Annotated in this window: 22 protein-coding genes, 1 other RNA gene and 1 pseudogene; 18 read left to right on the forward strand and 6 right to left on the reverse strand. The window is 58.0% G+C overall.

All coding sequences use genetic code 11. From position 1 onward, the window contains the following. Positions 1 to 179 precede the first annotated feature (179 nt). The 3 genes from Q0D41_RS06555 to Q0D41_RS06565 all read left to right on the forward strand — a co-directional run bounded on the left by Q0D41_RS06555 (position 180) and on the right by Q0D41_RS06565 (position 3,378). Positions 180 to 695: a hypothetical protein gene (locus Q0D41_RS06555; protein ID WP_294376952.1), complete on the forward strand. Its 516-nt coding sequence runs from the start codon at positions 180 to 182 to the stop codon at positions 693 to 695. Positions 696 to 786: 91 nt separating this feature from the next. Then, on the forward strand, positions 787 to 2,565 hold the full coding sequence (gene aspS, locus Q0D41_RS06560; protein WP_294376954.1) for an aspartate--tRNA ligase: 1,779 nt from the start codon (positions 787 to 789) through the stop codon (positions 2,563 to 2,565). Positions 2,566 to 2,961: 396 nt separating this feature from the next. Next, a complete protein-coding gene (locus tag Q0D41_RS06565) occupies positions 2,962 to 3,378 on the forward strand; it encodes a hypothetical protein (protein WP_294376956.1) in 417 nt (138 codons plus the stop codon). Between the two features lie 33 nt (positions 3,379 to 3,411). Here the strand turns inward: Q0D41_RS06565 and Q0D41_RS06570 are convergent, their stop codons facing one another. Next, entirely contained in the window at positions 3,412 to 4,044 is a 633-nt protein-coding gene (locus Q0D41_RS06570; protein ID WP_294376959.1) for a hypothetical protein, read from the reverse strand. Between the two features lie 171 nt (positions 4,045 to 4,215). Further along, positions 4,216 to 4,281: pseudogene (locus tag Q0D41_RS10070) on the reverse strand (zinc-ribbon domain-containing protein); the annotation flags it as partial. A 190-nt stretch (positions 4,282 to 4,471) separates the two neighbouring features. Here Q0D41_RS10070 and Q0D41_RS06575 point away from each other — a divergent pair. Beyond that, on the forward strand, positions 4,472 to 5,947 hold the full coding sequence (locus Q0D41_RS06575) for a zinc-ribbon domain-containing protein (RefSeq protein WP_294376961.1): 1,476 nt from the start codon (positions 4,472 to 4,474) through the stop codon (positions 5,945 to 5,947). Between the two features lie 298 nt (positions 5,948 to 6,245). Continuing rightward, positions 6,246 to 7,595, forward strand: a complete 1,350-nt coding sequence (locus tag Q0D41_RS06580; RefSeq protein ID WP_294376964.1) for a hypothetical protein — start codon at positions 6,246 to 6,248, stop codon at positions 7,593 to 7,595. Positions 7,596 to 7,742: 147 nt separating this feature from the next. On the opposite strand, the gene Q0D41_RS06585 is transcribed toward Q0D41_RS06580, so the two are convergent. Further along, positions 7,743 to 9,155, reverse strand: a complete 1,413-nt coding sequence (locus Q0D41_RS06585; protein ID WP_294376967.1) for a zinc ribbon domain-containing protein — start codon at positions 9,153 to 9,155, stop codon at positions 7,743 to 7,745. Positions 9,156 to 9,385: 230 nt separating this feature from the next. Between Q0D41_RS06585 and Q0D41_RS06590 the strand changes: the two genes are divergently transcribed. After that, positions 9,386 to 10,306, forward strand: coding sequence for an exopolyphosphatase (locus Q0D41_RS06590; protein WP_294376970.1), 921 nt, complete (start codon positions 9,386 to 9,388; stop codon positions 10,304 to 10,306). Positions 10,307 to 10,416: 110 nt separating this feature from the next. Here the strand turns inward: Q0D41_RS06590 and Q0D41_RS06595 are convergent, their stop codons facing one another. After that, positions 10,417 to 10,863, reverse strand: a complete 447-nt coding sequence (locus tag Q0D41_RS06595) for an Hsp20/alpha crystallin family protein (RefSeq protein WP_294376972.1) — start codon at positions 10,861 to 10,863, stop codon at positions 10,417 to 10,419. Between the two features lie 407 nt (positions 10,864 to 11,270). Between Q0D41_RS06595 and Q0D41_RS06600 the strand changes: the two genes are divergently transcribed. From Q0D41_RS06600 to Q0D41_RS06610, 3 genes are all read left to right on the forward strand, one after another. Continuing rightward, a complete protein-coding gene (locus Q0D41_RS06600; RefSeq protein ID WP_294376976.1) occupies positions 11,271 to 12,608 on the forward strand; it encodes a sodium-dependent transporter in 1,338 nt (445 codons plus the stop codon). Positions 12,609 to 13,200: 592 nt separating this feature from the next. Further along, positions 13,201 to 13,773: a hypothetical protein gene (locus tag Q0D41_RS06605; RefSeq protein WP_294376979.1), complete on the forward strand. Its 573-nt coding sequence runs from the start codon at positions 13,201 to 13,203 to the stop codon at positions 13,771 to 13,773. Positions 13,774 to 13,995: 222 nt separating this feature from the next. Further along, positions 13,996 to 14,763, forward strand: a complete 768-nt coding sequence (locus Q0D41_RS06610) for an energy-coupling factor transporter transmembrane protein EcfT (RefSeq protein WP_294376983.1) — start codon at positions 13,996 to 13,998, stop codon at positions 14,761 to 14,763. Between the two features lie 16 nt (positions 14,764 to 14,779). On the opposite strand, the gene Q0D41_RS06615 is transcribed toward Q0D41_RS06610, so the two are convergent. Both Q0D41_RS06615 and Q0D41_RS06620 read right to left on the reverse strand, forming a co-directional pair. After that, complete coding sequence (locus Q0D41_RS06615; protein WP_294377036.1) at positions 14,780 to 15,157, reverse strand: CrcB family protein; 378 nt, start codon at positions 15,155 to 15,157, stop codon at positions 14,780 to 14,782. Beyond that, positions 15,157 to 15,627 carry a CrcB family protein gene (locus Q0D41_RS06620; protein ID WP_294376987.1) on the reverse strand — a complete coding sequence of 157 codons (471 nt, stop codon included), beginning with the start codon at positions 15,625 to 15,627 and terminating at the stop codon, positions 15,157 to 15,159. The genes Q0D41_RS06615 and Q0D41_RS06620 overlap by 1 nt, the downstream gene beginning before the upstream one ends. Positions 15,628 to 15,831: 204 nt before the next feature. Here Q0D41_RS06620 and ffs point away from each other — a divergent pair. From ffs to arcA, 9 genes are all read left to right on the forward strand, one after another. Continuing rightward, positions 15,832 to 15,925, forward strand: an RNA gene (gene ffs / locus Q0D41_RS06625) — signal recognition particle sRNA small type. Between the two features lie 122 nt (positions 15,926 to 16,047). Beyond that, positions 16,048 to 16,731, forward strand: coding sequence for a VTT domain-containing protein (locus Q0D41_RS06630; RefSeq protein ID WP_294376991.1), 684 nt, complete (start codon positions 16,048 to 16,050; stop codon positions 16,729 to 16,731). Positions 16,732 to 17,042: 311 nt separating this feature from the next. After that, a complete protein-coding gene (locus Q0D41_RS06635; RefSeq protein WP_294376993.1) occupies positions 17,043 to 18,464 on the forward strand; it encodes a WG repeat-containing protein in 1,422 nt (473 codons plus the stop codon). A gap of 5 nt (positions 18,465 to 18,469) precedes the next feature. Further along, on the forward strand, positions 18,470 to 19,513 hold the full coding sequence (locus tag Q0D41_RS06640; protein WP_294376995.1) for a hypothetical protein: 1,044 nt from the start codon (positions 18,470 to 18,472) through the stop codon (positions 19,511 to 19,513). A 128-nt stretch (positions 19,514 to 19,641) separates the two neighbouring features. After that, positions 19,642 to 22,626, forward strand: a complete 2,985-nt coding sequence (gene dnaX / locus Q0D41_RS06645) for a DNA polymerase III subunit gamma/tau (protein ID WP_294376998.1) — start codon at positions 19,642 to 19,644, stop codon at positions 22,624 to 22,626. Positions 22,627 to 22,737: 111 nt separating this feature from the next. Further along, positions 22,738 to 23,046 carry a YbaB/EbfC family nucleoid-associated protein gene (locus Q0D41_RS06650; RefSeq protein WP_114615190.1) on the forward strand — a complete coding sequence of 103 codons (309 nt, stop codon included), beginning with the start codon at positions 22,738 to 22,740 and terminating at the stop codon, positions 23,044 to 23,046. 13 nt (positions 23,047 to 23,059) lie between these two features. Further along, the gene (recR, locus tag Q0D41_RS06655; protein WP_294377001.1) at positions 23,060 to 23,656 is read left to right on the forward strand and encodes a recombination mediator RecR; all 597 of its coding nucleotides are present in this window, start codon (positions 23,060 to 23,062) and stop codon (positions 23,654 to 23,656) included. Positions 23,657 to 23,683: 27 nt separating this feature from the next. After that, positions 23,684 to 24,013, forward strand: a complete 330-nt coding sequence (locus Q0D41_RS06660) for a hypothetical protein (protein ID WP_294377003.1) — start codon at positions 23,684 to 23,686, stop codon at positions 24,011 to 24,013. Positions 24,014 to 24,510: 497 nt separating this feature from the next. Beyond that, complete coding sequence (gene arcA / locus Q0D41_RS06665) at positions 24,511 to 25,758, forward strand: arginine deiminase (protein ID WP_294377006.1); 1,248 nt, start codon at positions 24,511 to 24,513, stop codon at positions 25,756 to 25,758. Positions 25,759 to 25,804: the final 46 nt, after the last annotated feature.

Here is a 25,804-nt window from a genome sequence, read left to right on the forward strand (position 1 = left end):
CAGGAGCGAAACGTAGCGGCGCTACGCAAGCGACAAGCGCAAGGTGCGATGCGGTGCTCGGCTGCGCCCGACGGCAACTCGAAGCGCCGTTCTGCTGAACGGCGTCGAAATACACCCCTCCCCGGGCCCGCCGCTTGGCGGGCCCTTTTGCTAGACTTACGTGCGATGAAAGGAATCGCATGACTATGAACGACGATGAATTGTTCGAGCATTTGCAGGAGCTTATGGCGGAGTTGCCCGCAATGCAGGAAAAAGGCGCCGTGCTTGCGAAGGCCCGTGCCGCGGCTGAGGTTTCTAAGCGCGCGCATTATTACGAAGGCCAGCAAAATGAGCTGAATGGCATTTTGTCGGAGATGGCCGAGCATGAGCGGGAGAGGGCCATCGCCATCGAGCAAGGCGACTGTGAGCGCGAAGAAGCGCAGCGCGCTCTTATTCTGACGTGCGGCACGCAGCGCGGCATTCGCAAAGGTGCCGCCGATGCGGCAAAACGCGAGCTTGACCAGGCCCTTTCCGATGGCGGGTTCGCATCTTGCGAAGAAGCGGACGCTGCGAGGCTTTCCGAATCTGACCTCGCGAGCCTTTCCGCGGAAATCGAGGCTTACCAGGCCGATTACGCCGAAACGCTCGCCGCATGCGAGCGAATCGAGGCGGCAGGGGCGGCTTCGACCGATGCGGAAGGTGTCGAAGAAGCGTAAATTGCGTCGCGACCTTTCGCCGCATGCGCTTCCTGCGCTACAATAGCCCAGTTTGAGCGATTAGTTTCACTTCGCAAGGAGCTATAAACCGATGACCGAATTCATCAACGAGTATTGTATGCACGACCACACGTGCGGCGAGCTGCGTGCCTCCGATGTCGACGCGCAGGTCACCCTCACTGGCTGGGTGTGGCACAACCGCGACCACGGCGGTCTGATTTTCGTGGACCTTCGCGACCGCGAGGGCTACACGCAGATCGTGATCGACCCCGATTGCGTTTCCGAAGAGGAGTTCCACGTTGCCGAGCATCTCGGCCGCGAGTTCGTGCTGAAAATCACGGGCAAAGTGCGCGCTCGCGCCGAAGGCACCGTGAACCCGAACATGGCGACGGGCGAGATTGAAGTGCTCGCCAGCGGCATCGAGGTGCTGAACACCTCGGTCACGCCCCCGTTCTCTATCGAGGATGGCATCGAGACCGACGAAACCACGCGCATGAAGTGGCGCTACATGGACCTTCGCCGTCCCGAGATGTACAAGAATCTCAAGCTTCGCCACACCGTGGCGCAGGCTATGCGCAAGGCCCTCAACGAGCGCGGCTTCCTCGAGGTCGAAACGCCGATTCTGGCGAACTCCACGCCCGAAGGCGCTCGCGACTACCTGGTTCCGTCTCGCCCCAACCCGGGCAAGTTCTATGCGCTGCCGCAAAGCCCGCAGCAGTTCAAGCAGATGCTCATGGTGGGCGGCATCGAGCGCTACTACCAGATCGCTCGCTGCTTCCGCGACGAGGACCTGCGCGCCGATCGCCAGCCTGAGTTCACCCAGGTCGACATCGAGATGTCGTTCGTTCAGGAAAACGACGTCATCGACATGATGGAAGGCGTGTTCAAGGAAGTTCTCGAAGCCGCTGGCGTCGAGCATGAATTCCCGCTGCAGCGCATGCCGTGGAAAGAGGCCATGGATCGCTTTGGCTGCGACCGCCCCGACATCCGCTTCGGCATGGAGCTCGTTGACCTTACCGAGATCGTGCGTGGCTGCGGCTTTGGCGTGTTCGCCAAGGCTGTCGAGGCCGGCAACATCGTGAAGGCCATCAACGCGAAGGGCGCTGGCGACTGGAGCCGTGGCGACATCGACAAGCTTGCCGACATCGCTTCCGCCAATGGTGCGAAGGGCATGGCTTGGATTGCTTACACCACCGACGGCAAAGAGAAGAGCCCCATCATCAAGTTCCTGGGCGACGAGGTTCACGCGAAGATCAAGGAAGCCATGAACGTCGAGCCGGGCGACCTGGTTCTGTTCGCGGCCGACACGTTCGATATCGCAAACGCCGTGCTTTCTGCCCTGCGCCTGCACATGGCCGAGGCCCTGAACATTCCGCGTGATGGCCACAAGCTGCTGTGGGTCGTCGACTTCCCCATGTTCAAGTACGACGAGGAAACCAAGAAGTACGCGGCTGAGCACCATCCGTTCACGATGATTCCGAAGTCCGATTGGGACAAAATCGAGACCGACCCCATGGCATGCGGAAGTTACAGCTACGACATCGTCATGGACGGCTTCGAGGCCGGCGGCGGCTCTATTCGTATTCACAACGCCGAGCTGCAGAAGCGCGTCTTGAAGCGCTGCGGCGTCGACGATGAGGATATGGAAGTGAAGTTCGGCCACCTGATTCATGCGCTCGAGCTTGGCGCGCCCCCGCATGGCGGCATCGCTATTGGCCTCGATCGTCTGGTCATGCTGCTGGCTGGCAAAGATTCCATCCGCGACGTCATTGCCTTCCCGAAGACGAGCTCGGCAGCCGATCCCATGACCGGCGCCCCGAACGAGGTCACGACCCGTCAGCTCAAAGAGGTCAACCTGCGCACGCTGTAAGCGCTGGCTGCGAACGTAGTTGCATTTCGAAGGCCGCTGCCCGCATGGGCGGCGGCCTTTTCGTGTGTAACGCCGCCTTTGCGTTAAAACTCGCAATGCCATTGCATGAAAACGCACGAAGTGCGTACCCTCTTTTGAAAAAGTGTATGCCACTTTAGAATTGACGATACGCGACCTGGGGTTTTATGGAGTGAGTATCTTCTATAGCTTGGGTTTGGCGCAAAGGGTACGCACTTCGTGCGTTTTCATGCGACATGGGCTTCCGCGCGGTGGAATATGGTGGTTTCGTCGCATGCGCCGCGCGCCGGTGACGGCTTTTCAACAGCCTGCAATCACCGGCGCGTAAATACCTATGCTCTTACTTGTTCAAATATCTGCATATGAGGAAAGACGCTCATGAAAAACTTCTTCGCGCAATTGCCGTATAAAATCGGTGCTTTCATGGTCGGCCGTCGCGGCATGGATAATTTCAATGTCGCGTTGCTCGTGACTTCCGTGATCTGCATGGTGCTTGAAATCCTGTTTGGATGGCGTGTGCTTTCGTGGGTGTCGTTTGTCCTGCTCATCGTATGCTGCGTGCGCTGCTATTCCAAAAACATCGCGGCACGAGAAAAAGAGAACCAGAAGTGGCTTGCGGCATCGGCGAAGCCAAAGCTTTGGTGGAATATGCTCGACACCATGTACGTGAATCGCAAGACCACGAAATACTTCCGGTGCAAAGGGTGCGGGCAAATTCTCTCTATTCCGCGCGGTAAGGGCACGATGCGTATCGTGTGCCCGAAATGCAAAACCGAGGTCATGAAGAAGTCGTAAGACGCGCTCGAGATATATGCGCTTTTGCGATGGCTAGTTGCGCCATGCGCCGATTGCGCCAATGGTGCTTGTGACTCCAATGTATGCAAGCTGGCGTTGGATAGATTTCGTCTGCTCAAGAATCTCTTGCGTTGCGTAGAGGTTCGCGTTCGCGATGCCTTTCATTTCCTGTTGGTAGCATTCGTTCTCGAAATACTGAATTGCCTGGGTGAGCGTATTGGCCTTGCCGTCGGCCACGATGCGGGCTAAAGCGTCGAGCAGCCAGGGGTTGGCGTACTTGAATGCCACGAGCTGGTGGTTTGCGAACGACTCGTAGTTGTGCCAAATTTCGTTGGCGGCTGTCTGGGCCGCCGATTTGGCCTGGGCGTATTGGCTGTCGAATTTCGCGCGAGTTTTTGGCGCGCGCGCCTTGCGGACGATGAAAATCGCAATGATGATGCCGCCGATGATAAGGGGACCGGCGAGGAACAGCAGCGCGACAAGGTTGTCAAAGTAATCGGCAAGTGTTGGGTTCTCGATGATGACCGCCTCGTCGATGTGCGCTTGCATATAAGAAACGAACGAAGCAATCAGGCCAATGCCCAGCACGATGAGCACTATGCCCAAGATGAGGAGTACGGGTGATTTTACGCGCTTCTCGAAGTCGGCGCGCTGTCGTTCAAGCATCTCCATCTGGGAGCATTGGGCGTTGAGGACGCTATAGTTTTTAGTTTGCGGGGCAACGTGGGCTTGAAATGCACGAAGGAAGTTCGCGACGCTCTGTCGGCCTTTGCTTGCGCTGATTTCCTGGTCAAACGCCGACGGCGCGCTATTCGATTGCGCGTTTGCCTGGAGCGCGTTTCCGCATTGGCGGCAAAACTTCGCCGCGTTCTCGTTTTCTGTTCCGCAATGGCTGCAATACATGGCCCCTCTTTTCGTTGGGGATTGTTTTAACGATGCAAGAATAGTCAAAGGGCGTGTTCCTGAAAAGGGGAATAAATCGGGTAAAAAAATCGTGGAGGCATGCGCGCATAGTGCGGCCGTTGCATGCGTCTGATACGTCAGGGCTTACAATACCGATCGAAAAGAAGCGAATCCAAATGGAGGGTCAGGCATGTATTGCACGAAATGCGGCGCGAAGCTTCCCCACGATGCGAGGTTCTGCATGAACTGCGGAAAGCCGGTATCGGCAATTGCGTCCGCGAAGGCTGTCGAGCTGACGGGCGCGCCCGCGAATGCCGCTGTGCCTACGAAAGTTGTTGAGTCGGCGGGTGTATCCGCGAAAACGACCGCACCTGCGGCTGCGCCCGCGAAGGTCGCCGAATCGAAGGTCGCGCCCGCGAAGGCGGCCGTGTCCGCGGCTGCGCCCGCAGCCTCATCTACGAAGGCCGTCATGTCGGCGTTTGCGTCGGAAGCGGCGGACGCGGGCAGGAATGATGCCTCGTCAAGCGTCTATTCTTCAAACGCTTCTTCGCAAAATGGACCCGCACGTCTCGGTTCCTTGCAAAGTGATTCCTCGTTCAGCGATCCCTCTCCTGAAAGCGTCGCTTCTGTGAACGAGCCCGAAAAGCCATGCGAGGCCGGCGCATGCGATGCATCTTCGGCGCCTCAAAACAGCGCTTCGTCAAAGCATCCCGAAACGCTGCGTGGTGCGGTGAATGCCACGAAGCATCGCTCGCGTCGTCGCGTGCCGATGGTCGTGTTGGTCGCGTTGGCCATGGCCCTTGCCGCAGGCACCGCATACGCCGCTTATCGCGTCTGCACCGACGTATGGCTCCCCGCGCAGCAGACCCAAAACGAGCAAACCGTCGAAGCACCCGAGGAAATCACGTATTCGGTTGAAACTCGTTCGATGGACGTGAGCGTGCCGGTCGATCCATATGATGCGCCGGGCAAACGCGAGGCGCAGAAGTGGTACTACCCGCACATCGAGGCTTCGGCGCAAAGCGATGCGGTCGATAAAATCAACGCCGCCCTCGAGGAATCCATGCGCACCGACGTTGAGAAGACGAACGCCGCTCCCGATACCGCGGAAGACATGGGAGGCGCCATCGTATTCATATGTCAGTATCGCTCCATCACGCTGACGTATATCGACAACGACATCGTATGCGTGCGCGACCAGCGCTATGACACGGGATGGGGTGCGCATGGCTCCACGACGGTAACGGGGTGCGCCTATAGTTTGGAAACGGGCGACCCCGTTGACCCGGTATCTGCCTTTGGCCTCACTCCTGAACAGGTGAAATCGGCTGTTGCCGATGCGGTCACCGCGTATCTCGCCACCGATCCGAGCGATCTTCTGAGTACGAACGCGGTCGTGAGGGACATTACGAATATGTGCTTGATTAGTCCCGCGACTGGAAGCGGCATTGATGTCGAAAATCCGCTTGACGGATGCTCCCATTTCTATATTGCGAGCGAAGGGCTGGTGTTTGCGACGGAGGATTACCAAATGGGCAGTTATGCGTACGGAAGGCGCGAGCTCGTGGTTGCCCCAAGCGACGGCAGCCTTGCGAAAGTCGGCGATACCGTCGCCATCGAGGCGCCCATGGGCTTCTCCGGTTCCGGGCAAGCGTCTTCGAAGTAGCGGGGTCCTATCGCGCTGCGGGTCGACTGAATGAAGGGCCGCTGCGGTGAAAGTGCGGTGCGCCTTGCGGCAATGCTCCGCAAGGCTTTGCGCGCTGCGGAACGGCTACGGGGCAAGTGAACCCTGCCAGGGTTGGCCTGCGAAGCGTTTGCGCGGTTCCTAGGCAGTGTCCGCCAACTCGTGCTTTCGGTTTCGCCGAAGGCGCGTCTCGAGCGGATCGCAGCTAGGCCGCTCCCCGAAAATGACGCTTAAACGGGGTAAAATAATCGCACGATACCGTCGACCGTTGGATTCCAATATGAACGTAATTGACCAGTTGAAAACTCCGCAAGGCCGAATTCCCGTGCATGACGCTCGTCTTGCGCGAGCCGAGTCGCCGTGCCTCGAGTTCGTGCCGGCGAATGCCGCCGAGCGCTTCGCGACCCCTAATCAGGCCGCGCCGCGCCCCGCGTCGCAAATCGGCATCGAAGATCTCGCCTTTGTCGATAAGGACGGGCTGCTGCCGCTGGCCTTGCAAACAGGTCCTTTGTTCGGGACGGACGTGCGCGAGTCGCTTGCCGATTGGCAAAGCGCGGCGAATGTGGCCCGCGCGGTTGTCACGGTGCAGGAAGTGGTGAATGGCGGCAAACCGCTCGCGGTGTTGCGGGCCGATGAAGAATCGCAGTCGGAAGCGCTCGTCGCGAAAACCCTGGTGAAGAACGTTGAAACGGGAAACGACTTCTCGATTTTCGCTATATCGTTCGCTGTTGATGCCGCTAGGGAAAATGGCTACGTGGCGCATATGCCAAGCATGCCGTGGCTGAAAAAATTCGTGGGCGACGAATTCGACTACGTGATAGGCGACATCGAGCACGACCCGGACGGGATCGATTATCTTACGGTCACGCTTTTCTCGTTCGAGCGCGAAATTACGCCGCTCGATTTTGCCCTGGTGCTTTCGTGCTTCTACGATGGCGCCCACGCAGACGAGCTCATTGAGCAGGCAAAAAGGAATATCGCGGGGTTTGCGGAAGAAGAAGGCGATGAAGGCGATTCTTCGGTCCAATTCGATGCGACAACCGTCGAAGGCAAGCTCGATGTGCGCGAATCGGTGCTGACGGAAGAAGATGTCGTTTCGCTGCGCCATTTGGTCCAGGCGTTGATTTCGCTGCATTTGGAAGGCGTGCGCGTCGATTTATTCCGCTCCACCGAAGACGACGATTTCCTGAGCTTCGATACTTATCTCGCGTACCTTTGGTTTTTGTTCTCGAGAAAGCTCGGCGACGTGAAAATCGGCTATTGCGCCCGGTGCGGCAAGGCGTTTTCGCTCGCCCGTCGCCGCGGCGTGCCGAAGAAGTTCTGCAGCGAAGAATGCAAGACGGCCGCGAAAAATGACAAAACCCGTCAACTGCAAATCGATATTCGTCAGGCGTATGCGGAAGGCGACAGCGTGAGCGAAATCGCGGCTGCGTTTTTCCCGAAGCAGGCGAGTGGCGTCGCGTGCGACAAGGTTCGCCATATGCTCGCAACGTGGGTCGAGCTCAAGCATGACGTCGATGACGATATCACTCAGGGCTCGGGCGACCTCGCGAAACGTTGCATCGCCGAAGGCGTGTTCGATCAAAAATACGTTGAGCGGCGAATGAAGGCTTTGAAGAAGGCAAGGTAGCGGGCGAAGCGGCGCCTGCGGTGTGCCGCATATAAAGCAATGCTGGGTAGCTCGATCGGCCAATCCTCGATTGAGGCAATCGCCAAATAACGCGATAGGGCCGGTTCGGGCTGCCCGGCGGTCGGAGCGGTTGAGCGTCTGCTCGTCCTACGCCTTTTCCACGTAGGTGCCCATGCTCATGCGGTACGTCGAGGTTTGGAAGGGGCTTTCGAAATACTTCGTGTTCGTCGCGGCAGAAAGCGACATGGTGTTCGACTCGCCGTCGCCCGCCGAAATCGTTGCATACGATTCGCCGCCCGTGAACGTTACCTGGTTTTCGGCGTCGTTGAGCTCGATGCTGAAATTGTCTTTGCCGAATTCGTGCTCAATTGTGCCGGTGAGGTTGCCCGAAAGGTTGACGGGCAGGTAATACTGGCCGGAAGAGCCCTTCGAGGTGTCGCCCGAGTATTTCCAATCGAGCGAATACGTAGCTGCGACCTGGCCATTTTCGCCATCGCTCGTGAATTCGATAGTCGAATTGGTCGTGCCCGTTTTGAACAGTCCACTTCCCGTATCGGTGTATTCGAATTTCTTGCCGGCGAAGTTCGTTGCCGTGTGCATGTTGGAAACCGCCGTATCGCCCGTGGGCTTCCAGCAATTGCCGTCGAAAACGAACGTGCGGGTATTGGTGGCGGTGTCGGTTGCGAACCAGAACGTATACGAAACGTCTTGCGTGGCGGTAGAGGTGTAGGCGCCGTTGCTGGAATCGAGCGTCGACGAGAAATTCGAGATTTCGTAGTCGTCATTTCCCGTGGCTTGGCTTATGCGCGCGACGCCCTGCAACGGCGTGGTAGTGTTGCTGGTGATGGAGGGCCCAAGAAGGCTGACCCACGAATCTCCCTGCTTGATGTAATACGCCTCGCCCGTGAAGTCGGTCTTGAAGAAATCGTTTTCCATCGACCCCGAGAAATAGACATGGCGCGCCTTGTCGCTGCCCGTAATTGCCGTGCCAATTTCGCCCGTCGATTCGTCTTCCTGCTTGTCGATCTTGAAGCTTTTCAGGTTGTAAGGCTGGGCGGTGACGTAGTCGTTTGCCACGACGCCATCGGTTACGGTCGAGCTGTTTTGAAGCGCTTGACGCACGGTATCTTCGGGCACGCTGTTCGCCATGTTGAAACCAACCACGGCCGCTACGATGATGGCCGCCACAGCGGCAACGACGCCGGCGACGATGCCTTTGCCTTTTTTGGTCGCGAGGAATTGCCCAGCGTGCGATGCGGCGTTGTTCATTCGGTACGAACTGGAGGAATTGCCTATTGAGCTGCCGAAATGAGCTGGTTCGCTGCACGCGTCGGCTGGCTCTCCGAACGCGGCGGCTGCTTCGGCCGCTTCGGGCGTACCGCTTTCTGCGTTGCCGGGCGCTTCGTTCGGCGTGGTCACGGACTGTATGGGCTGCGTGGCGCCCTCGTCGCCCTCGATGTTTCCCGTGGTGGCCGTCGAAGCGTCGCTCACGCTCTTTCCGCACGATGCGCAGAAGGCGGCATCATTCGGCAGGTCGTATCCGCAGAAGGGGCATTTCATGGTGGTTCCTTTCGTCGCCGAGCTTTGATGCCTTTATAGTAGAAACAATGTCATCTATATAAAATGGGTTTTAACCGGGTAAAAAACTAGTTTCAGTTGCGAGGCGCCATGGCTTGCGAATGAGGATTTGCTGCTGCGTTCTGGCGATTTGACATGCGCTTTACGTGCGTCTCGCGCCAATCGGTATACTTAAATGTTACATCTCGAAATTCGAAAGGCGGAATCGCTCTATGAACTATGGAGTCATCGACGTTGGGTCAAACACCGTGCGTTTGTGCGTCTATGACGTGTTGTGCCCTGAGAAACGCAAGTTCAAAACCATCATGAATCGCAAGATCATGGCGGGTTTGGCGGCGTATATCGTTGATGGGGCGTTTTCCGATGAAGGTATAGCCGAGGCTATTCTGGCGGTGAAAAAATGCCTGAAGCGCGCGAGCTATTTGTCGCCCGATCGCGTCGATGTGTTCGCAACTGCCGTGCTGCGCAATGTTTCGAACAGCGCGCAGGCGATTGCCGCGATCGAGCAAGGCGCGGGCTGCTCGATTTCGTTGCTTTCGAACAGCGACGAGGCTCATTTGGGGTTTGTAGGCGCGTCGTCGCGTGGCGCATTGGACAACGGCGCCCTTATCGATATTGGCGGCGGGTCCACCGAGATCACCGTTATTGAAAATGGCGTCGACGCTGCGCGCACGAGTCTGCCCCAGGGGTCGCTTTCTTCATACAAGCGTTTTGTGGGCGATATTCTGCCCACCCAAAACGAGATTTCGGCCATTCGTGCGAGCGTTCGCAGGCTTATTGCCGCCGACAAGACGGGCGCCTGCGCTGGCTCCGCTTCAGAGCTTTATGGGGTCGGCGGATCCATTCGCGCGCTTTCGGAAGTGAACGCATGGCTCGTGCCTGGCGCTTCGAGCGAAGAAATCACGCGCGACGATGTGAATCGCATGTTGCGCGACGTCGTCGATCATCGCCGCACGTTCATCGATGCGGTTCTGCATGTCTCGCCTGAGCGAATTCATACCATCGTGTGCGGGCTGGCGATTCTTGTCGAAGTTTTTGATGAGCTTGACGGGGAGCGTTTGCGCATTTGCGACCGCGGCGTGCGCGAAGGGTATTTGATTGAGCGCATGCTGGGCGAGCTGAAGTCGAAATAACGAAAGAGCCTGATTGTTGTTCGCGGCCCACTTCTTATCAGTAGCAAAAAGAGCCGACCCGCATTGCGCGGGCCGGCTCTTCTCGTGGAAAGGGGAGACTCGGGAATCGATTACTCGATGCCGATGACCTTCTTGGTCTCTTCGGGTGCGGGGAGCTGCTTCTTGGGCACGGTAACCTTCAAAATGCCATTTTCGAATTTCGCGGAAATGTCGTCTTCGGAAATGTCGTCGCCAACATAGAAGCTACGGCTGCAGCTGCCGGTGAAGCGTTCCTTGCGAAGGTAAGTGCCCTGTTCGTTCTTATCTTCGGTCTCGGTTTCGGTGTTCGCGCTCACGGTAAGGTAGCCGTCTTGCAACTCGGCGTGAACGTTTTCCTTCTTGAAGCCCGGCAAATCGATGTCAAGCTCGAAAGCCTTCTCGGTTTCCTTGATATCGGTCTTCATCATGGCCGGTGCGGGCTTCTGGCCTTGCGGACGGTTTCCGAAGAATCCCATGTCCCAAGGGTCGCTCAAAAAGTCGCTCAAGAAATCGTTCCTACGTGCAGGTACCAACATCATGACTCACTGCCTTTCTCGTACGGGGCCATCGCCTCGATCTTTCTTTTGACAATTTGCAGTATAGGAGCTTTTTAGCACTCTTCAAGTGGGAGTGCTAAATGCCGCCGTTTCGTTACCTTGGTAACATTCGCGGCTGCGCGGGCGTGCGTTTCGGCTTGGGCTCGGGTGCGGGAAGGCGTGGATTGCGCTCGCGCGCTCGCGTTGACGGAGGCGGGACGCGTTCCGAAGATGGAAGATGCCCGTTTTGGAAGCCGCTCGTTTGCGCGCTTCGACATCGATTGATTCGCGCCGCTCTGGCCCGATGCGGTTGCCTGCGCGTGTATTGGCCAGCGAAATGTTCGTTTGGCATGCGGCCCGAACATGAAGTCTGCTATCGTGAGCAGGTTGCAATTCAGAAAGGGGCCCCTATGGCCGAAACCACTTCGTCGCGAGACTCGTTCAGCGGCAAAACCGCATTCATCATTTCCTGCATTGGCTCGGCGGTGGGCCTTTCGGGCATTTGGCTGTTCCCGTATCGCGTATCCCAATACGGCGGCGCGGCATTCCTGATTCCCTATTTGTTCTTCGTCGTGGTGCTGGGCATTACGGGCGTCATTGGCGAAATGGCGTTTGGTCGCGCCATGGGCACGGGCCCTATGGGCGCATTTTCGAAGGCGCTCGAAATGCGCGGCGTGAAAAACGGCGACAAAATCGGTCGCGTTATTGGCATCATCCCCGTGCTGGGCGCGCTCGGCATCGCCATTGGCTATGCCGTGGTCATCGGCTGGTTCATCAAATACCTTATCGAGGCGGCATGCGGAACGCTGGTAACGCAGCCCGATATGGCTGCGTTCTTCGGTTCGATCGCGGGGCCTTTTGGCAGCGTTGGCTACCATGTGGCGGCGCTCGCCATTACGCTAGCCGTTATGGCGTTCGGCGTCTCGCGCGGCATTGAGCGCCTGAATAAAATCATGATGCCTATTTTCTTCGTCTTGTTCTGCGTGCTGCTCGTGCGTGTGGCCATGTTGCCGGGCGCGCTTGACGGCTATGCCTATTTGTTTGTGCCCCATTGGGAGGCGCTCGCGAATCCACAAACGTGGGTTTTGGCCCTTGGCCAGGCATTCTTTGGGTTGTCGCTCGCGGGAAGCGGCACGCTGGTGTACGGCAGCTATCTGAAGAACGACGTCGACGTTGTGTCGTCGGCCAAAAACGTGGTGCTGTTTTCGACGCTTGCCGCGGTGCTTTCCGCCATGGTGGTTATTCCTGCGGTGTTCGCGCTTGGCGTCGACCCGCTTTCGGGCCCGCCGCTGCTCTTCATCACGCTGCCCCAGGTGTTTGCCGATATGCCGTTCGGCGGCCTGTTCTGCTTCTTGTTCTTCTTGGCGGTGGCGTGCGCTGCGCTTACGAGCTTGGTGAATTTGTTCGAACCGCCTATCGAGGCGCTGCAGAGCCAACTGAACATGCCGCGCTGGGCTGCGGTTCTCGTCGTGTTCGTTGCGGCGCTTGGCGTGGGCGTGTTTATCGAAGACGGCAACGCCGTGGGGGCGTGGATGGATTTCGTTTCGATCTATGCGATTCCGCTGGGCGCGTTGTGCGCGGCGATCATGTTCTTCTGGGTGTGTCCGAAAGGTTTCGCGAAGGCTCAAGCGCAGCTCGGTCGCAAAAAGCCTTTGGGGTCGTGGTTTGAACCCATGGCGCGCTACGTGTTCGTGGGACTTACGGCGCTCGTGATTATTCTTGGCATCGCGCTCGGCGGCATTGGATAGTAGTTTCTTTTAGAAACTATATATCGTAAATAAAGTTTTAACGAAGTGCGTACCCTGTTCTAGCTTTGTCGCATAAAGGCATCGAGCCAAAAGTCGCGACCAGGCGTTTTCGTGCAAATCTGGAAGTGTCTTTCCGCGAACCGCAATCTAGGGTACGCACTTCGTCAATAGTTACTTTAAGAAACCTTATTTTTATAAATCCAACTAAAATTGTTGGTTGCTATCGTGCTTTACTGTGATAAAGTATCCGCAACGTTAGCGCGGGCATCCCGCATCGTAAGTTTTAGAAAGGAGCACGAAGTTGGCTCGCATCGCACACACTGCCATGGTTTCCAAAAACGCCAAGAACTGGTGGTGGCGCGGTGTCGAAACGGTCGGTCGATCGTGAGCTGCTCGCGCCCTTAATCGCGTATGCAAGGCTCCCGGTTTGGCCGGGAGCCTTTTTTCGTTTTCGTTTCTTTTTCTGGTTCCCGGTTTCTGGCGCCTGGTCGCGAAAGTGCCAGCTCACGCGCAACCGCCCATTTTGGTCCGCGCGCCTCCACTCCAGTAAACCGCCCGCCGCTTCGCGCGGCTTTTCCGAAGGGAACCAATCATGTCTGAAGTTACCGCCCAACCTCGCACCGTTGCCGCCGAAAAGAAGACCAGTGCACTTGATACGTCTGCGCTCATCCTCATCGCCGTTTTGCTCGCGGCTGGCGCCATTTTGAAGCTCACGCTTGGCAGCGTGCTTTCGTTCGCCGGCATGAAGCCGAATTTCATTATCGCTATGTACTGCCTGGCCATTCTTCTTGTTCGCCCGAAGCCCGTTCAGGCTATGGGCATCGGCCTGATCGCGGGTCTCATTTGCCAAATTCCCATGCTTGCCGCAACGCCCCTTTTGAATACTGCATCTGAAACTTTGGGCGGCTTGGCTATGGGCCTGCTCATCATGCTTCCCTTGAAGTTCGGCAAATTCGACGCGAGCCCGATTGTTTCGACCTTCCTTGCCACGGTCGTTTCGGGCTATACGTTTGTGCTGCTGCTTGCCGCGATGAATGGCATCGCGATTCCTGTCGCCCTGGTAACGTACGCCGTCATGGTGTTCGGAACGGCGACGTTCAACGCCATCCTCGTGCAAATTCTGATTCTTCCCCTGCGTCGTGCCCTGAATCGCTCAGCGGCTTAACCCCTGCGTGGCTTCGCGCCGTTTCGTGCTCGCCAAAACCTGTTAAGTGCCCACAGCGTTTAACAGGTTTTGGTTGGGGTTGGGACGGGGTGCCGTGCTTCTTGCTACGCATGAGCTCACTCAGCGTGCCGCCTCCCACCTGTTAATCGCTGCGATCATTTAACAGGTCAATACCGCGTGCTTGCCATCTTGATGTGCGCGTCTGAAGAAAGGTTGCCCAATATGTCGAACTTTATGGAATACGTCGAAGGCGAGAGCGTTCTTCACCGAATGAATCCGATAGCGAAACTCGTATGCGCCATTGTGCTGTGCGTTGCGTGCTTCTGCTCGTCGAGCCTGCCGTTCCTTTTGGGCATGGTCGCGGTAGGGTTCGCCCTTGCCGCAGCGAGCACGTTGGTTGGCCCTACGCTGGGCCTCGCCCGAGCAGTGCTGCTCTTCTCGCTGATTCTTGCAATCATCCAAGTATTGAGCACGCCGTCCGGCGCGCTGCTGGTCGCGTTGCCGTGGGGCTATATTGGCACGGACAGCCTGCTTGCAGCCGCGACGACCATGGTTCGTTTGGTGGCGGCGAGCATTCCCCTTTACATCGCCCTTAGGGTCACCAAGCTTTCCGATATTACGAATTCGCTGGTTAAAGTCGCACATGTGCCGTATCGCTATGCATTCACGTTCACTTCCGCCATTCGCTTCATTCCGTTGTTCATGAGCGATATGCGCGCAATCACCGAGGCCCAAACAGCGCGCGGCGTGAACATGGACGAAGGCGGCATGGCGCACAAGATTCGCCTTATGGCGCCGCTCTGCGTGCCACTGCTCGTTGGGTCGGTGCGCAAGGTCAACGCTTCGGCGCTCGCGGCAGAAATGCGTGGCTTTGGCCTACGTACTGCGGAAAGCGGCTATGACGAATACGCTTTTGTTGCTTGCGATTACGTCGGCATGGCGGCAAGCGTGGCTCTGCTTGCAATCGCGATCACGGTGACGTTCTTCTAAAAGTATCAATAAGAAACTAATAAAGAATGTGATGCGTCACAGCGAACCCAAGCGCCGCGGCGCCAAGCGTGCATGCATAGGTTGCGGCCACATACGCAACGCCCAAAGCGCGCTTTCCGCCAAGCACCAGATCGACGGCCTCGCAATTCATGGTCGAAAGCGTGGAGAAGCCGCCAAGAAAGCCCATGGTCAGTGCCGTATAAAAGGTTTGGTTCAGCGCCAAGCACCCGGCGAGCGTCGCGCCTGCAATAGTGCATGCGCACAGGTTGATGAAGAAGGTGGGCCAAGGAAACGCGCTTTTGAAAATCAGCTTCATGAAGGTCGAGGCTTTGTGGCGGCACAGCGCCCCGAGCGCGCCGCCGAGGCCTACCGCCAAAAACGAGAGCACGTTCATCACGCAACGCCTTCTTCCGCCTTGCGGGCGCGATGCGCTTCGAGTGCGCGCGACGCGCGGTGTCCGGCAAGTGCCGCAATGAACGTGGTCGCGATAGTCGCGGCCATGTATGCCGCGAAAATCCCATAGCGTCCCGCCTGCAAGAATGCGAGGTTTTCGGTCGAGAACGCGGAAATGGTGGTAAACGCGCCCACGAGTCCAACGCCCATCGATTTCACGAGAGGCGCGGGCAGTTGCGTGCGTCGGCCCACGTATTGATTGATGATCTCCAAAGTGAAGCAGCCGAAGATGTTCACGATGAGCGTGGCTGCGGGAAAGCCCCCTTGCGCGGGCAGGGCCATTTCCAATGCATAGCGAAGGGAAGCGCCCAAAAAGCCCATGAGCAGAACGAGCGGGGCGAGCGCATGAGGGTCGGAAAGCGCATGCTTCGCTGCAAGCGCGAAATGCGAATTGTGTTCATGCGTATTCATACGGCCCCTTTCAACGGCGAGAGTATAGCGCAACGGCGAAGCGCGGGGCCTGTGATGCTTCCCATTCTTTCCGCCCTTCGCTGCCTGGATTTGCGTGCCTGCCTTGCTGTCGTCAGAAAAGTCCGTGGGTTTTTTGTCGCGCTAAACGTGAAGAACTGCGTCGCTTGGGCGGCTCGGGTATACTGGGCACGTTCCAAATGCCTTGGATGGGCTTGGGCGGCGCCATGTTCCGAACCTGGTCAGGTCGGGGACGAAGCAGCCATAAGGGGCCTCTGGCGAGCGCCCACGCCTATCCAAGGCATTGGCATGTTCTGAGGGGCCATAGGGCCCCTCTTTTTGCAAAATCGGGGTAACGTTTCTTGGAAGCGAAGCGGCTTCAAGCTATCGTTCTTTGGAGTTATTCCAGATGAAAGGTCATTCGTGAACGTCATTCAATTCTTTTTGAACTTGCTTTCCGACCCGCGAGGCGCCATTGCCGGCTGGATCATTTCGCTCGGTGCGGTATGGGTCTATACGCCGCTGTTCCTTATTGTGTTCATTGAAACGGGCTTGGTATTCTTCCCGTTTTTGCCGGGCGACTCGCTCCTATTCGCGGCGGGCGTGTTTTCCGCCGACGGCGGCGGCTTGAATATTTGGGCCACGCTCATCGTATTCTACGTGGCCGCCATTCTGGGCAACACGTCGAACTACTGGATTGCCCGCTTCTTCGGCGCGCGCATCATCGATTCTGGCAAAATCAAGGCGCTCACGCCTGAGCGCATGGCCAAGCTCGATCACTTTTTCGCGAAATACGGCGGCCTTACCATCGTCATTACGCGTTTCATGCCGTTCTTCCGCACGTTTGCGCCATTCATCGCGGGCACGGGCCACATGAATTTCGGTAAGTTCACCCTATTCAACGCTATTGGCGGCATTTCGTGGGTAAGCCTGTTCGTGCTCGTGGGCTACTTCTTCGGTGGCATCCCATTTGTGCAGGATCACTTCGAGGTTATCGTTTTGGGCATTGTCGCGGTGTCGGTGGCGCCCGCGTTTATCGGTGCGGTGAAAGCGGCGATGAATTCGAAGAAGGGCGACAAAACGAAGAACGCCAAGCACGCGAAATAACGCTGTTTGCCGCAACGCATTTCGAACGTGCGAAATAACGTGGCTTGCCTGAACCGTACCTCTATATACCTATATATATTGAAAGTTGAAAGGCGCGCTCCTCGGGGCGCGCCTTTTGCATTGACGGCGGCGTGGGAGGCGCACGTTCTTTGCCACGGAGCCTCTTTTCTAGGCATATCGCTCGCGAAAGCGCGTTCCGAAAGCGTGGCTAAGGTAAAAATAAATTTACCCGCTTAAAACCTCCTAACACCGCTGCTTGTAATTTCTATAATGCAGACAAAGGAAACAGCGAAGGAAAGGTGGGAACGCACATGAGCGTTGCAAAAAATGCTCTGCACACGCGTGGCTTTGCGGTTGCTGGCATTTCTGTTACATGCATGTTCGTCGCGGCCTGCTTGACTGCGGGGGTGACGTGCAATCAGGCGGCATATGCTTCCGAGGCGGGGTCTCAATCGCAGGCGGCAAGCGCGCAGAATGCGCAAAGCAACAGCTATTTATATGCGGTGCGAGATTCCGAAACGAATTTATGGGGCTTCGTCGATGCGGCGGGGACGCAAGTGATTCCGTGCCAGTTCGAGTCGCTTGGAAGCTTGCCGGGGCAATCGCCCAGCCTTGTGACAACGTATTCGCCGAACAATGGGTCAAAAGCCTATTTCCCCGATTTTGGATGCGCCTATGATTTGCCGGGCGGCGTGATGAACGATGACCCGTTCCCCGCGCAAGACCCCGATACCGAAAAATGGGGTTATATCGACAAGTCGGGCGAATGGGTTGTTGAGCCCGAATACGAGCAAGCGCGCATGTTCTGCGATGGGCTTGGTCTGGTGTATTCCGAGGATAAGGGCGCAGGCTTCGTAAATGCTCAAGGCGAACTCGTAGCGAGCGGGTACATCGCCGCCACCTCGTTTAGCGATGGCATCGCGTTCGTTTCGGGCAAGCTCGACGACGAGAAAAACGGCATCAAGCACAATAATTCCTATGCCGCAATTGATAAGAACGGCGCGTGGGCGCTCAACTCGGCGAAAAGCTCTACCGAAACCGATCGCTATTGCTATAAGCAGCCCATCTTCTTCCACGATGGCGTGGGCTTCGAAGGCATCGAAGATGGTAAGGCCATCTACATCGACAGCGAAGGCAACGAAGCTCTCAGCGCGAGTTCTGGCCACGATGGCGTGAGCATTGCTGCCGCGGGGCCTTTTTACGACGGATATGCCACTATAAAATTGCAGGGCAACGACATGTGGGCCGAAGCAGGTTACACGGGCATGGATGGCACAACGGCATATGGCCTTATCGACAAAACGGGTGCCCTCGTGAAAGACCCTACGGCGAAATCTACGCAATGGGCAACGCTTGTCGACTTGTGGGGCGGTATTAACCATGCGGGCGGCGGAATGGTTGCTGCCCAGGATTCGGTTTCGGGCCTGTGGGGCTATCTTGATGCGAAATCGGGCGAATGGAAGATTCAGCCGCTCTTCTCGGAGGCCAAGCCGTTTGCCGATGGCATGGCGTATGCAAAAGATTTCGCGACAGGCGATTGGGGCATCATCGACGATTCCGGCGCATGGACGGCGGTTCCTCGTTTGGATAACTTCAATTCTGACGATCAATCCCTCGTTGCCGCAGGCGGTCTTGTGTACGGTACTGCCGAAGCGAAGGGCGGTGCCGCGTCGGTCACCTCAGAAGGTTGGATGAATGCCCAAGGTCTTTGGGTTGCGTCGTGGGAGTTGTGATGCAAATGAAGCAGTTGAATATGAGCCATGCCTCATGGCTGCGTGCTGCGGTGGCGATTGCTTTTGCAGCCTGCGCGCTTGCGGCCCTTGCCGGCTGCGCTTCCGCAAAGGTGGAAGTTGAGCAGTCGCAGGTGCAAAGCGATTTTGAGGCGAACGAAGAATCTTTGGTAGCCGATGGCGTTTTGGTGCAAAGCCCTTACGTTGACAACGACGATTATGCGCTCACCGCGTTCGATGTTTCCGATTCCCACGTGGCTGACGACGGTGCGAATGTATTCAATGCCAAGGCGACGTTTGAGAACAGTGCCTTCCGCACCACGATGGACGTTGTGGCCACCTACGCGAAAGACGGCGATTCCTATGTGCCGAACTTCGAGACGTCGAACGCTTCGACGAAGGCCATTTCGGGCATCGTATATGACCCTCAGAGCACGTTGAGCTCGTCTGATTTGGAAAATATCCAAAGCGTCGATTTCGATGAAGAGGCCCAAACGTGCACGGTTTCGGTGGCGTACGAGCCCGAATGGTTTGAAAGCGTGCAAGGCGACGTGAAATACGTTTATCGCTTCGATGGCGCGTCGTGGGCGCCCGATGCGAGCGCAAACGACTCTGCCACCGTGAGCTACAGCCCGCTCGTGGCGACGTATGATCAGTTCTCCGCCGATACCGACAAGGGCGGCTGCCTTACCAAGATTGATATCGTGAGCCTCGATGAGAAAACAGGCGAGGTAACCGCGAATGTCACTTGGACGCGCGGCAAGCATTCCAACCACGCCGCCGCCGCTGCTCTGCGAAGCGTTACCGACGATACCGATGTCACACTCGATGCCACCGTGAAAGGCACGCTGTATTCTGCGCCCACCGAGCAGGGTGATCATCGTGTGACGGTAACGCTTACGGGTACGGCCTCAAACGGCAAGCCGATGGTCGTAGGCATATTTGCCGGCGGCGACGGGTACAACGAGGATTGGACGATTGCCTACAACGCATCGGTGCAAACCGACGATGCGTCCTATACTTGCGGCAGCGTTATCTCGAAGAAAATCTAGCGAGCGAGCTTCTATCAATACGGCGAACTCTTTTAGAAGCGTCCGGCAACCCTGGGCGCTTCTTCTATAATAGGGCGGAATGCACAAGGCGCCGCGAGCGCCGCACACGAATGCGAAGGACCTACGCGATGTCGGAAGCCTTATACCGCAAATACCGCCCGCAAACGTTTGAAGACGTGGTGGGCCAAACCCATATCGAGCGCACGCTCAAAAACGCCATCGAGCAAGACAAAGTGGGTCACGCCTACATGTTCTGCGGCCCCCGCGGCACGGGTAAAACCACGACGGCGCGTCTGCTCGCCAAGGCGCTTTTGTGCGAGAAGGGGCCCACGCCCGCTCCCGATGGCACGTGCGAGCAGTGCCTCGCCATTGCCGAGGGCAACCATCCCGATGTCTACGAGCTCGACGCGGCAAGCCGCACGGGCGTCGACAACGTGCGCGAGGAAATTATCGGCCGCGTCCAATATGCTCCCACGCGCGGGCGCTACAAGGTCTATATCATCGACGAGGTTCACATGCTCTCGATCGCGGCGTTTAATGCGCTGCTGAAAACGCTCGAAGAGCCCCCGAGCCACGTGGTGTTCATCATGTGCACCACCGATCCTCAAAAAGTTCCCGAAACCATTCAATCGCGCTGCCAGCGCTTCGATTTCCACCGTCTGAGCAACGAGGAAATCATCGCCCGCCTTGGTGCCGTGTGCACGGCGGAAGACGTGCAGTTCGAAGGCGACGCCCTCGATTTGGTGGCCCATCGTGCCCAGGGCGGAATGCGCGATGCGCTTACCATGCTCGAACAACTTATCGCGTTCGGCGACGGCAACGTGACCATGGAAGTTGCCAACGATGTTCTGGGCTCGCTCGACGTCGACGATATGAGCGGCATCGTTCGATCGATTGCGACGCGCGATGCGGCGGCGTGTTTCACGTGGGTTTCCGAATATGTGGAAACGGGCGCCGACTTGGCTCGATTCGTACGCGATTTGGCCGCGTACGTGCGCGATCTGTATGTGCTCTCGCTCACCGATGGGGCGGTTGCCGTGAACGCGCCGCAAAGCTCGCTGCCGCGCATGTCGGGCGAGGCTCAGATGTTCGGAATCGATCGTCTCGCGTATATCTTGCGCGTGCTGGGCGATTTGAATACGGAATTGCGCACGTCGACCAACCCGCGCCTGTCGTTTGAGATTGGCCTCACGCGCATGGTGCGCCCGCAAAGCGACCTTACGCTTGAATCGCTTGCTGCGCGCGTCGAGGTGCTCGAGCGCGCGCTGGCGCAGGGCGCGGTTGCAGCACCCGCCGCAGCCCAGCCTGCAGCTGTGGCGCAGCAGCCGGCGAGCGTTCCTCCCGCGGCGAATGCGGGGTACAGGCAGTCCGCTGCGGCACCTGCCGCAGCCGTTCAGCCCGCCGTGGCCCCGTCGCCCGCTCAAGCTCAACCTATAGCAACCCAGCCTGCTGCGCCGGTGTCGCACGCTCAAGCCAGCCAGTTCCAGCGCCCCATGCCGCGACCTGCGCAAACGCAGTCGGCAGCCCAGCCCGCTTCGCAGGGCGCTGCCATGGTCGATAAGGCGGCAGAGTTCCGCGCTCAGCTCGAGCGTCGTCGCGCCCAGCGTACGGTTCTACCTCAAACTCAGCCGCAGCCGCAAGGCTTTGCTCCGCAGACTCAGCCCGCTGTGCCGGCGCGCGCTGCGGCACCCGCCGCTGCTCCTGTTGCCCCCGCTTCCGCCACGGCGACCCCCGCTGCGCCCGCCGTTGCTTCTGCCGCGCCTGCCGTTGCATCGAGCGACGTGAAAGCGAAACTCTCCAACCCGGCCGCCCTGCAGCGCGGGTGGCAAACCGCGCTTGCCGATTTGAAGCGCCAGCGAGCCGCCTATGGCGCCCTGCTGCTTTCGGCGCGCATCGTGGCCGAGCCCGATGCGTCGGGAATTGCCATCGAATTCTCGCCCGAGAATTCATTCGCGTTTTCTGCGGCTCAAAAACCCGATATTACCGCCGCAATCGAGTCGGCGCTCTCCGCATCATTCGGCGGCCCCGTTCCGTTCCGCGTGACTCAGGGCTCTGCGGCTGGCGGCACTGCTTCTGTCGCATCGGCGCCCGCGCCGGCGCCCGCTGCCCCGGCTGCTCCTGTTGCCGCCGCACGCCGCGCCCAGCAGTCGGCCGGAACTCAGGCGCCTTCGACCGGCCCTTCGCGCCAAGCGCCGCAGGCCGCTGCCGCGCCGCCGTGGGATGACGACGTGGTGCCGTACACCGATGCCGATATCGCTGCCTATATGCCCGAAGAGGAGCAGCCCCCTTTTACTGAGCCTGATGCGAGCCTGACCGTTGGGGCGCCGTCGCATCGGGAAGCCGCGTCCCAGGCAAGCGAGCCTGCTGCCTTCGCGAACCCTGCGAAAGACAATCCCTTCGCAGGAAGGAAAATGCCTGAAGGCATTGGAAGGGGAGTGCCTGCGCAGCCCGAGGCGGTGGCTCAGGCAAGCGAGCCCGCCGCTTCTTCAAGCTCTGGCCAGGCATCGAAGGCCGAGCCTGAAGGTGCGCCCGCGAAGAAGCGCAAGACCGCTGCCGACAAGCTCGCCGAGGCGGTTGCGGAATTCGGCGATGCGATGCTCGTGGTGGGCCCCGAACCGGTCGATCCATTCCCTGTGGCGCTGGAGCTCGGTTTCGACTCTGCCCCCGACCCGAAGAAAAAGGCCAAGGGCATGGTGAAACCCAAAGGTTGGCCTATGCCTCAAGATGCGAAGTTGCTCGAGGGCAGAGACCTCGATGCATTGCGCGAAGGTTGCGACGATGGCCAAGAAGGGGAAACGCCTTCTTCCGACAGCTGGTCTTCGGCCCAATTCGCTCAGCCCGCGTCCGTTGCAGCGGCGGAGCCTGAGCCGCAGTTTGCGCCGGTCGCGGAACCTGAATTTCCCGCTGAACCGCCCGCGCCCATTCCCGCCCCGCCTTCGCGTCCGAACCCGTTCGCGAATCGCGCGATGCCGCAGGGCATCGGTGGCGGGCAGAGCTCCCACGAGCCCGCTGAATACGCGAATGCATCCTCTGGCAGCTCGGGCGAAATGTCGGTCGAGGAGATTTTCGCGTCGTTCGGCGTGAATATGAGCAAGGTTACAGAAGAGCGATGACCTTGCGCGAAACCTTTCCCAAGCGAATGCGTTCGCGCGGAATATGGTAGGCTTTCGAACCAGTGTGAATTCGCCGCGGCAGCGTGGCGTGTATGAAAAGGAGAAACGTTCATGGATATGAAGCAAATGATGCGCCAGGCGCAGAAGATGCAGGCCGAGCTTGCGAAGGCCCAGGAAGAAATCAAGACGATGACCGCCGAGGCCACCGCTGGCGGCGGCATGGTGAAGGTTGTCGCTCAGGGCGACATGACGGTGCAGTCCATCACCATCGACCCCGCCGCGATCGACCCCGAAGATGCCGATATGCTGCAGGACATGGTGTGCGCTGCCGTGAACGAGGCCCTGCGCGCCGTTTCCGCCCAGGGCTCCGCTCGCATTGGCCAGGCCACGGGCGGCATGAATATCCCCGGCTTGATGTAAGCGGGCGTTATTCGTGGAATCGGCTCCGGCCATCCAAAAGCTGCTCGATGAGCTTGAGCGCATGCCGGGCGTAGGCCCCAAAAGCGCCCAGCGTATCGCGTACTGGCTGCTCAATTCCCCGCGCGACTCCGCATTGCGCCTCGCTGACGCGATCGTCGAAGTGAAAGATGCGGTGCATTTTTGCTCTCGATGCTTCAATTACGCGGAAGGCGATGTGTGCGAGGTGTGCGCCTCGGCGAGCCGCGATGCCTCTACGATATGCGTCGTGAGCGAGCCTCGCGACGTGTCGGCGATTGAGCGAACTGCAGCGTATTCGGGCCTCTATCACGTGCTTGGTGGCGCTCTTTCCCCCATGGACGGTGTTGGCCCCGATGATTTGCGCATAACCGAGCTTATGGCGCGGCTGTCTGACGAGGGCGTGGCCGAGGTGGTGCTCGCCACCAATCCCAATGTGGAGGGCGAGACGACTGCGGCGTATTTGGCGCGCCTTATCAAGCCGCTCGGCATTAAGGTCACGCGCCTTGCAAGCGGCCTGCCCGTCGGTGGCGACCTTGAGTTTGCCGATGAGGTGACGCTCGGTCGAGCCATTGAAAGCCGTCGCGCGCTGTAGCGCAGCATCGAAGCAGCGCAATGATAGATGCATGAACAGAAAGCCTTTGCGGCGTGGAGCCGCGAAGGCTTTCTTGCGTTCTGCGACCCTTTTGCCGCGATTGCGCGGCTTGCCTTGGACCTTGGAGGCTTGCCGCCTTCGTCGTTTCGCTGTTTCGTGGTGTCGATCATCGATCGTATGGGGGCGCTGGAATCGCGGTTTCAGAGGCAAAGCGCCTATTTGATACTGCTTTTACCCCAATTATTCGCGATTGGGGTAGGGGTCGGCGATATTTCGGGGCAATCTCGTCCCCTTCAGCAATCGAAGCGTTGTAGAATGCACTCATACACGGAGCCTTTTAAAGCTTCGGTGAACTAAGAGCCCTGCTTATAGGAGGGGAAGCGGGCTCTAGGCAAAGGCCATTCCCTGCGAATGGCCTTTTTTTAAACGTCTTTATGCACGCATGACATATTAATTTTCATATCATTCAGCAGTTAATACCCTCCATATGCATCGCTATGCATATAATAGCTCCTGCTATGCAAAACAGCCAATTCTAGGCAGTATTCTGTATGCATATATGCAAACAATTTGCATATAACACGTTAAATCCTTGTCTATAGGCGATAGATTTGCGGGAATAGATAAGCGTCGCAATATAAATCTTCAAAAAAGATATACAAAAAAGCGCGTTTTTATCCAAACCCTACGTGTAACAGGGTTTCAAAATGCATAAAAGAAGCCGAGAATGCAAGGAACTGTGTTACCCCAGTTCAGAAGCCTAAAAAAAGTCCTTGCGCTTTCCGATTTTGGGTGTCATTATGCAGATGTCGGCTTTGGGAAGACCGACAAGAGAGAGGAAAAAGGAGGCTCGTATGAATGGTATTCATGTAACGAGCGAAATCGGTAAGCTGAAGAAGGTATGCCTGCATCGCCCCGGCGACGAGCTGCTCAATCTTCCGCCCGATGAGCTTGAGCGTCTGCTCTTTGACGACGTTCCGTACCTGGAAGTCGCCCAGCAAGAGCATGACCGCTTTGCTGAGATTCTTCGCGAGCAGGGCGTCGAGGTTCTGTACCTCGAGAAGCTCGTCGCAGAAGCTTTCGCAGCGAACCCCGGTGCTCGTGATGAGTTCCTCGACCAGTACTTGGCCGAGGCTGGCATTCATGGCCAGAAGATGCCCGCGATCGTTCGCGAGTATCTGAACACCTTCACGGACGACCTGGAATTCGTGAAGAAGACGATGGCTGGCGTTGCCAAGAGCGAAATCGACATGCCGCTCGCATCGTCCGCCACCCTCGACGATCTGGTCAGCGATCACAGCGACAAACAGAGCGACCTGATTATCGACCCCATGCCGAATCTGTACTTCACCCGCGACCCGTTCGCGTGCGTGGGCAACGGCGTGAACTTGAACCGCATGTACTCCGTCACCCGTAATCGTGAGACGCTCTACGGCAAGTACATCTTCAAGTATCATCCCGATTACAAGGGCACCCCGTTGTGGTTCCGCCGCGACGCTCCGTTCCACACCGAGGGCGGCGACGTGCTTAACCTTACCCGCACCGCTCTGGCTGTTGGCATCTCCCAGCGTACCCAGGCTGCGGCTATCGACCTCATGGCCCAGAACATCTTCTGGAAGACCGAGGGCTGCGAGATTGAGAAGATCTTCGCGTTCGATATTCCGGCGTCCCGTGCATTCATGCACCTCGACACGGTCTTCACGCAGATCGATGTCGACAAGTTCACCATCCACCCGGCCATCATGGGCACCCTGCGCGTCTACGAGATGACCAAGGGCGCAACCGAGGGCGAAGTCGACATCAAGGAGCACACTGACTCCCTTGAGAAGATTCTCGAGTACGCCACCGGCGTCGACGGCATCAAGCTCATCCCCTGCGGCGGCGGCGATCCCATTGCAGCAGCCCGCGAGCAGTGGAACGACGGTTCGAACACCCTGTGCGTCGAGCCCGGCACCATTTGCGTGTATCAGCGCAACAACGTCACCAACGAGGTGCTCTACAAGGAAGGTCTCAACCTGCTGGTTGTTCCTTCGGCAGAGCTGTCCCGTGGTCGTGGCGGCCCGCGTTGCATGAGCATGCCGTTCCAGCGCGAAGACCTCTAGTTTCTAGCGCGCATCAAACTCTGTCATTAAGCGGCTCAGCTGCTTA

This window comes from uncultured Slackia sp. (genome assembly GCF_934630525.1).
Lineage (GTDB): Bacteria > Actinomycetota > Coriobacteriia > Coriobacteriales > Eggerthellaceae > Slackia.

Excerpts from the sequence above, each read along its gene's own strand:
- Q0D41_RS06620 (WP_294376987.1), bottom strand. The coding sequence starts at position 15,627 with ATGAATACGCATGAACACAATTCGCATTTCGCGCTTGCAGCGAAGCAT.
- Q0D41_RS06600 (WP_294376976.1), top strand. The coding sequence starts at position 11,271 with ATGGCCGAAACCACTTCGTCGCGAGACTCGTTCAGCGGCAAAACCGCA.
- Q0D41_RS06610 (WP_294376983.1), top strand. The coding sequence starts at position 13,996 with ATGTCGAACTTTATGGAATACGTCGAAGGCGAGAGCGTTCTTCACCGA.
- Q0D41_RS06585 (WP_294376967.1), bottom strand. The coding sequence starts at position 9,155 with ATGAAATGCCCCTTCTGCGGATACGACCTGCCGAATGATGCCGCCTTC.
- Q0D41_RS06650 (WP_114615190.1), top strand. The coding sequence starts at position 22,738 with ATGGATATGAAGCAAATGATGCGCCAGGCGCAGAAGATGCAGGCCGAG.
- arcA (WP_294377006.1), top strand. The coding sequence starts at position 24,511 with ATGAATGGTATTCATGTAACGAGCGAAATCGGTAAGCTGAAGAAGGTA.
- aspS (WP_294376954.1), top strand. The coding sequence starts at position 787 with ATGACCGAATTCATCAACGAGTATTGTATGCACGACCACACGTGCGGC.
- Q0D41_RS06660 (WP_294377003.1), top strand. The coding sequence starts at position 23,684 with ATGCATGAACAGAAAGCCTTTGCGGCGTGGAGCCGCGAAGGCTTTCTT.
- Q0D41_RS06590 (WP_294376970.1), top strand. The coding sequence starts at position 9,386 with ATGAACTATGGAGTCATCGACGTTGGGTCAAACACCGTGCGTTTGTGC.
- dnaX (WP_294376998.1), top strand. The coding sequence starts at position 19,642 with ATGTCGGAAGCCTTATACCGCAAATACCGCCCGCAAACGTTTGAAGAC.
- Q0D41_RS06605 (WP_294376979.1), top strand. The coding sequence starts at position 13,201 with ATGTCTGAAGTTACCGCCCAACCTCGCACCGTTGCCGCCGAAAAGAAG.
- Q0D41_RS06595 (WP_294376972.1), bottom strand. The coding sequence starts at position 10,863 with ATGATGTTGGTACCTGCACGTAGGAACGATTTCTTGAGCGACTTTTTG.
- Q0D41_RS06635 (WP_294376993.1), top strand. The coding sequence starts at position 17,043 with ATGAGCGTTGCAAAAAATGCTCTGCACACGCGTGGCTTTGCGGTTGCT.
- Q0D41_RS06615 (WP_294377036.1), bottom strand. The coding sequence starts at position 15,157 with ATGAACGTGCTCTCGTTTTTGGCGGTAGGCCTCGGCGGCGCGCTCGGG.
- Q0D41_RS06570 (WP_294376959.1), bottom strand. The coding sequence starts at position 4,044 with ATGCTTGAACGACAGCGCGCCGACTTCGAGAAGCGCGTAAAATCACCC.
- Q0D41_RS06575 (WP_294376961.1), top strand. The coding sequence starts at position 4,472 with ATGTATTGCACGAAATGCGGCGCGAAGCTTCCCCACGATGCGAGGTTC.
- Q0D41_RS06640 (WP_294376995.1), top strand. The coding sequence starts at position 18,470 with ATGAAGCAGTTGAATATGAGCCATGCCTCATGGCTGCGTGCTGCGGTG.
- Q0D41_RS06555 (WP_294376952.1), top strand. The coding sequence starts at position 180 with ATGACTATGAACGACGATGAATTGTTCGAGCATTTGCAGGAGCTTATG.
- Q0D41_RS06580 (WP_294376964.1), top strand. The coding sequence starts at position 6,246 with ATGAACGTAATTGACCAGTTGAAAACTCCGCAAGGCCGAATTCCCGTG.
- Q0D41_RS06565 (WP_294376956.1), top strand. The coding sequence starts at position 2,962 with ATGAAAAACTTCTTCGCGCAATTGCCGTATAAAATCGGTGCTTTCATG.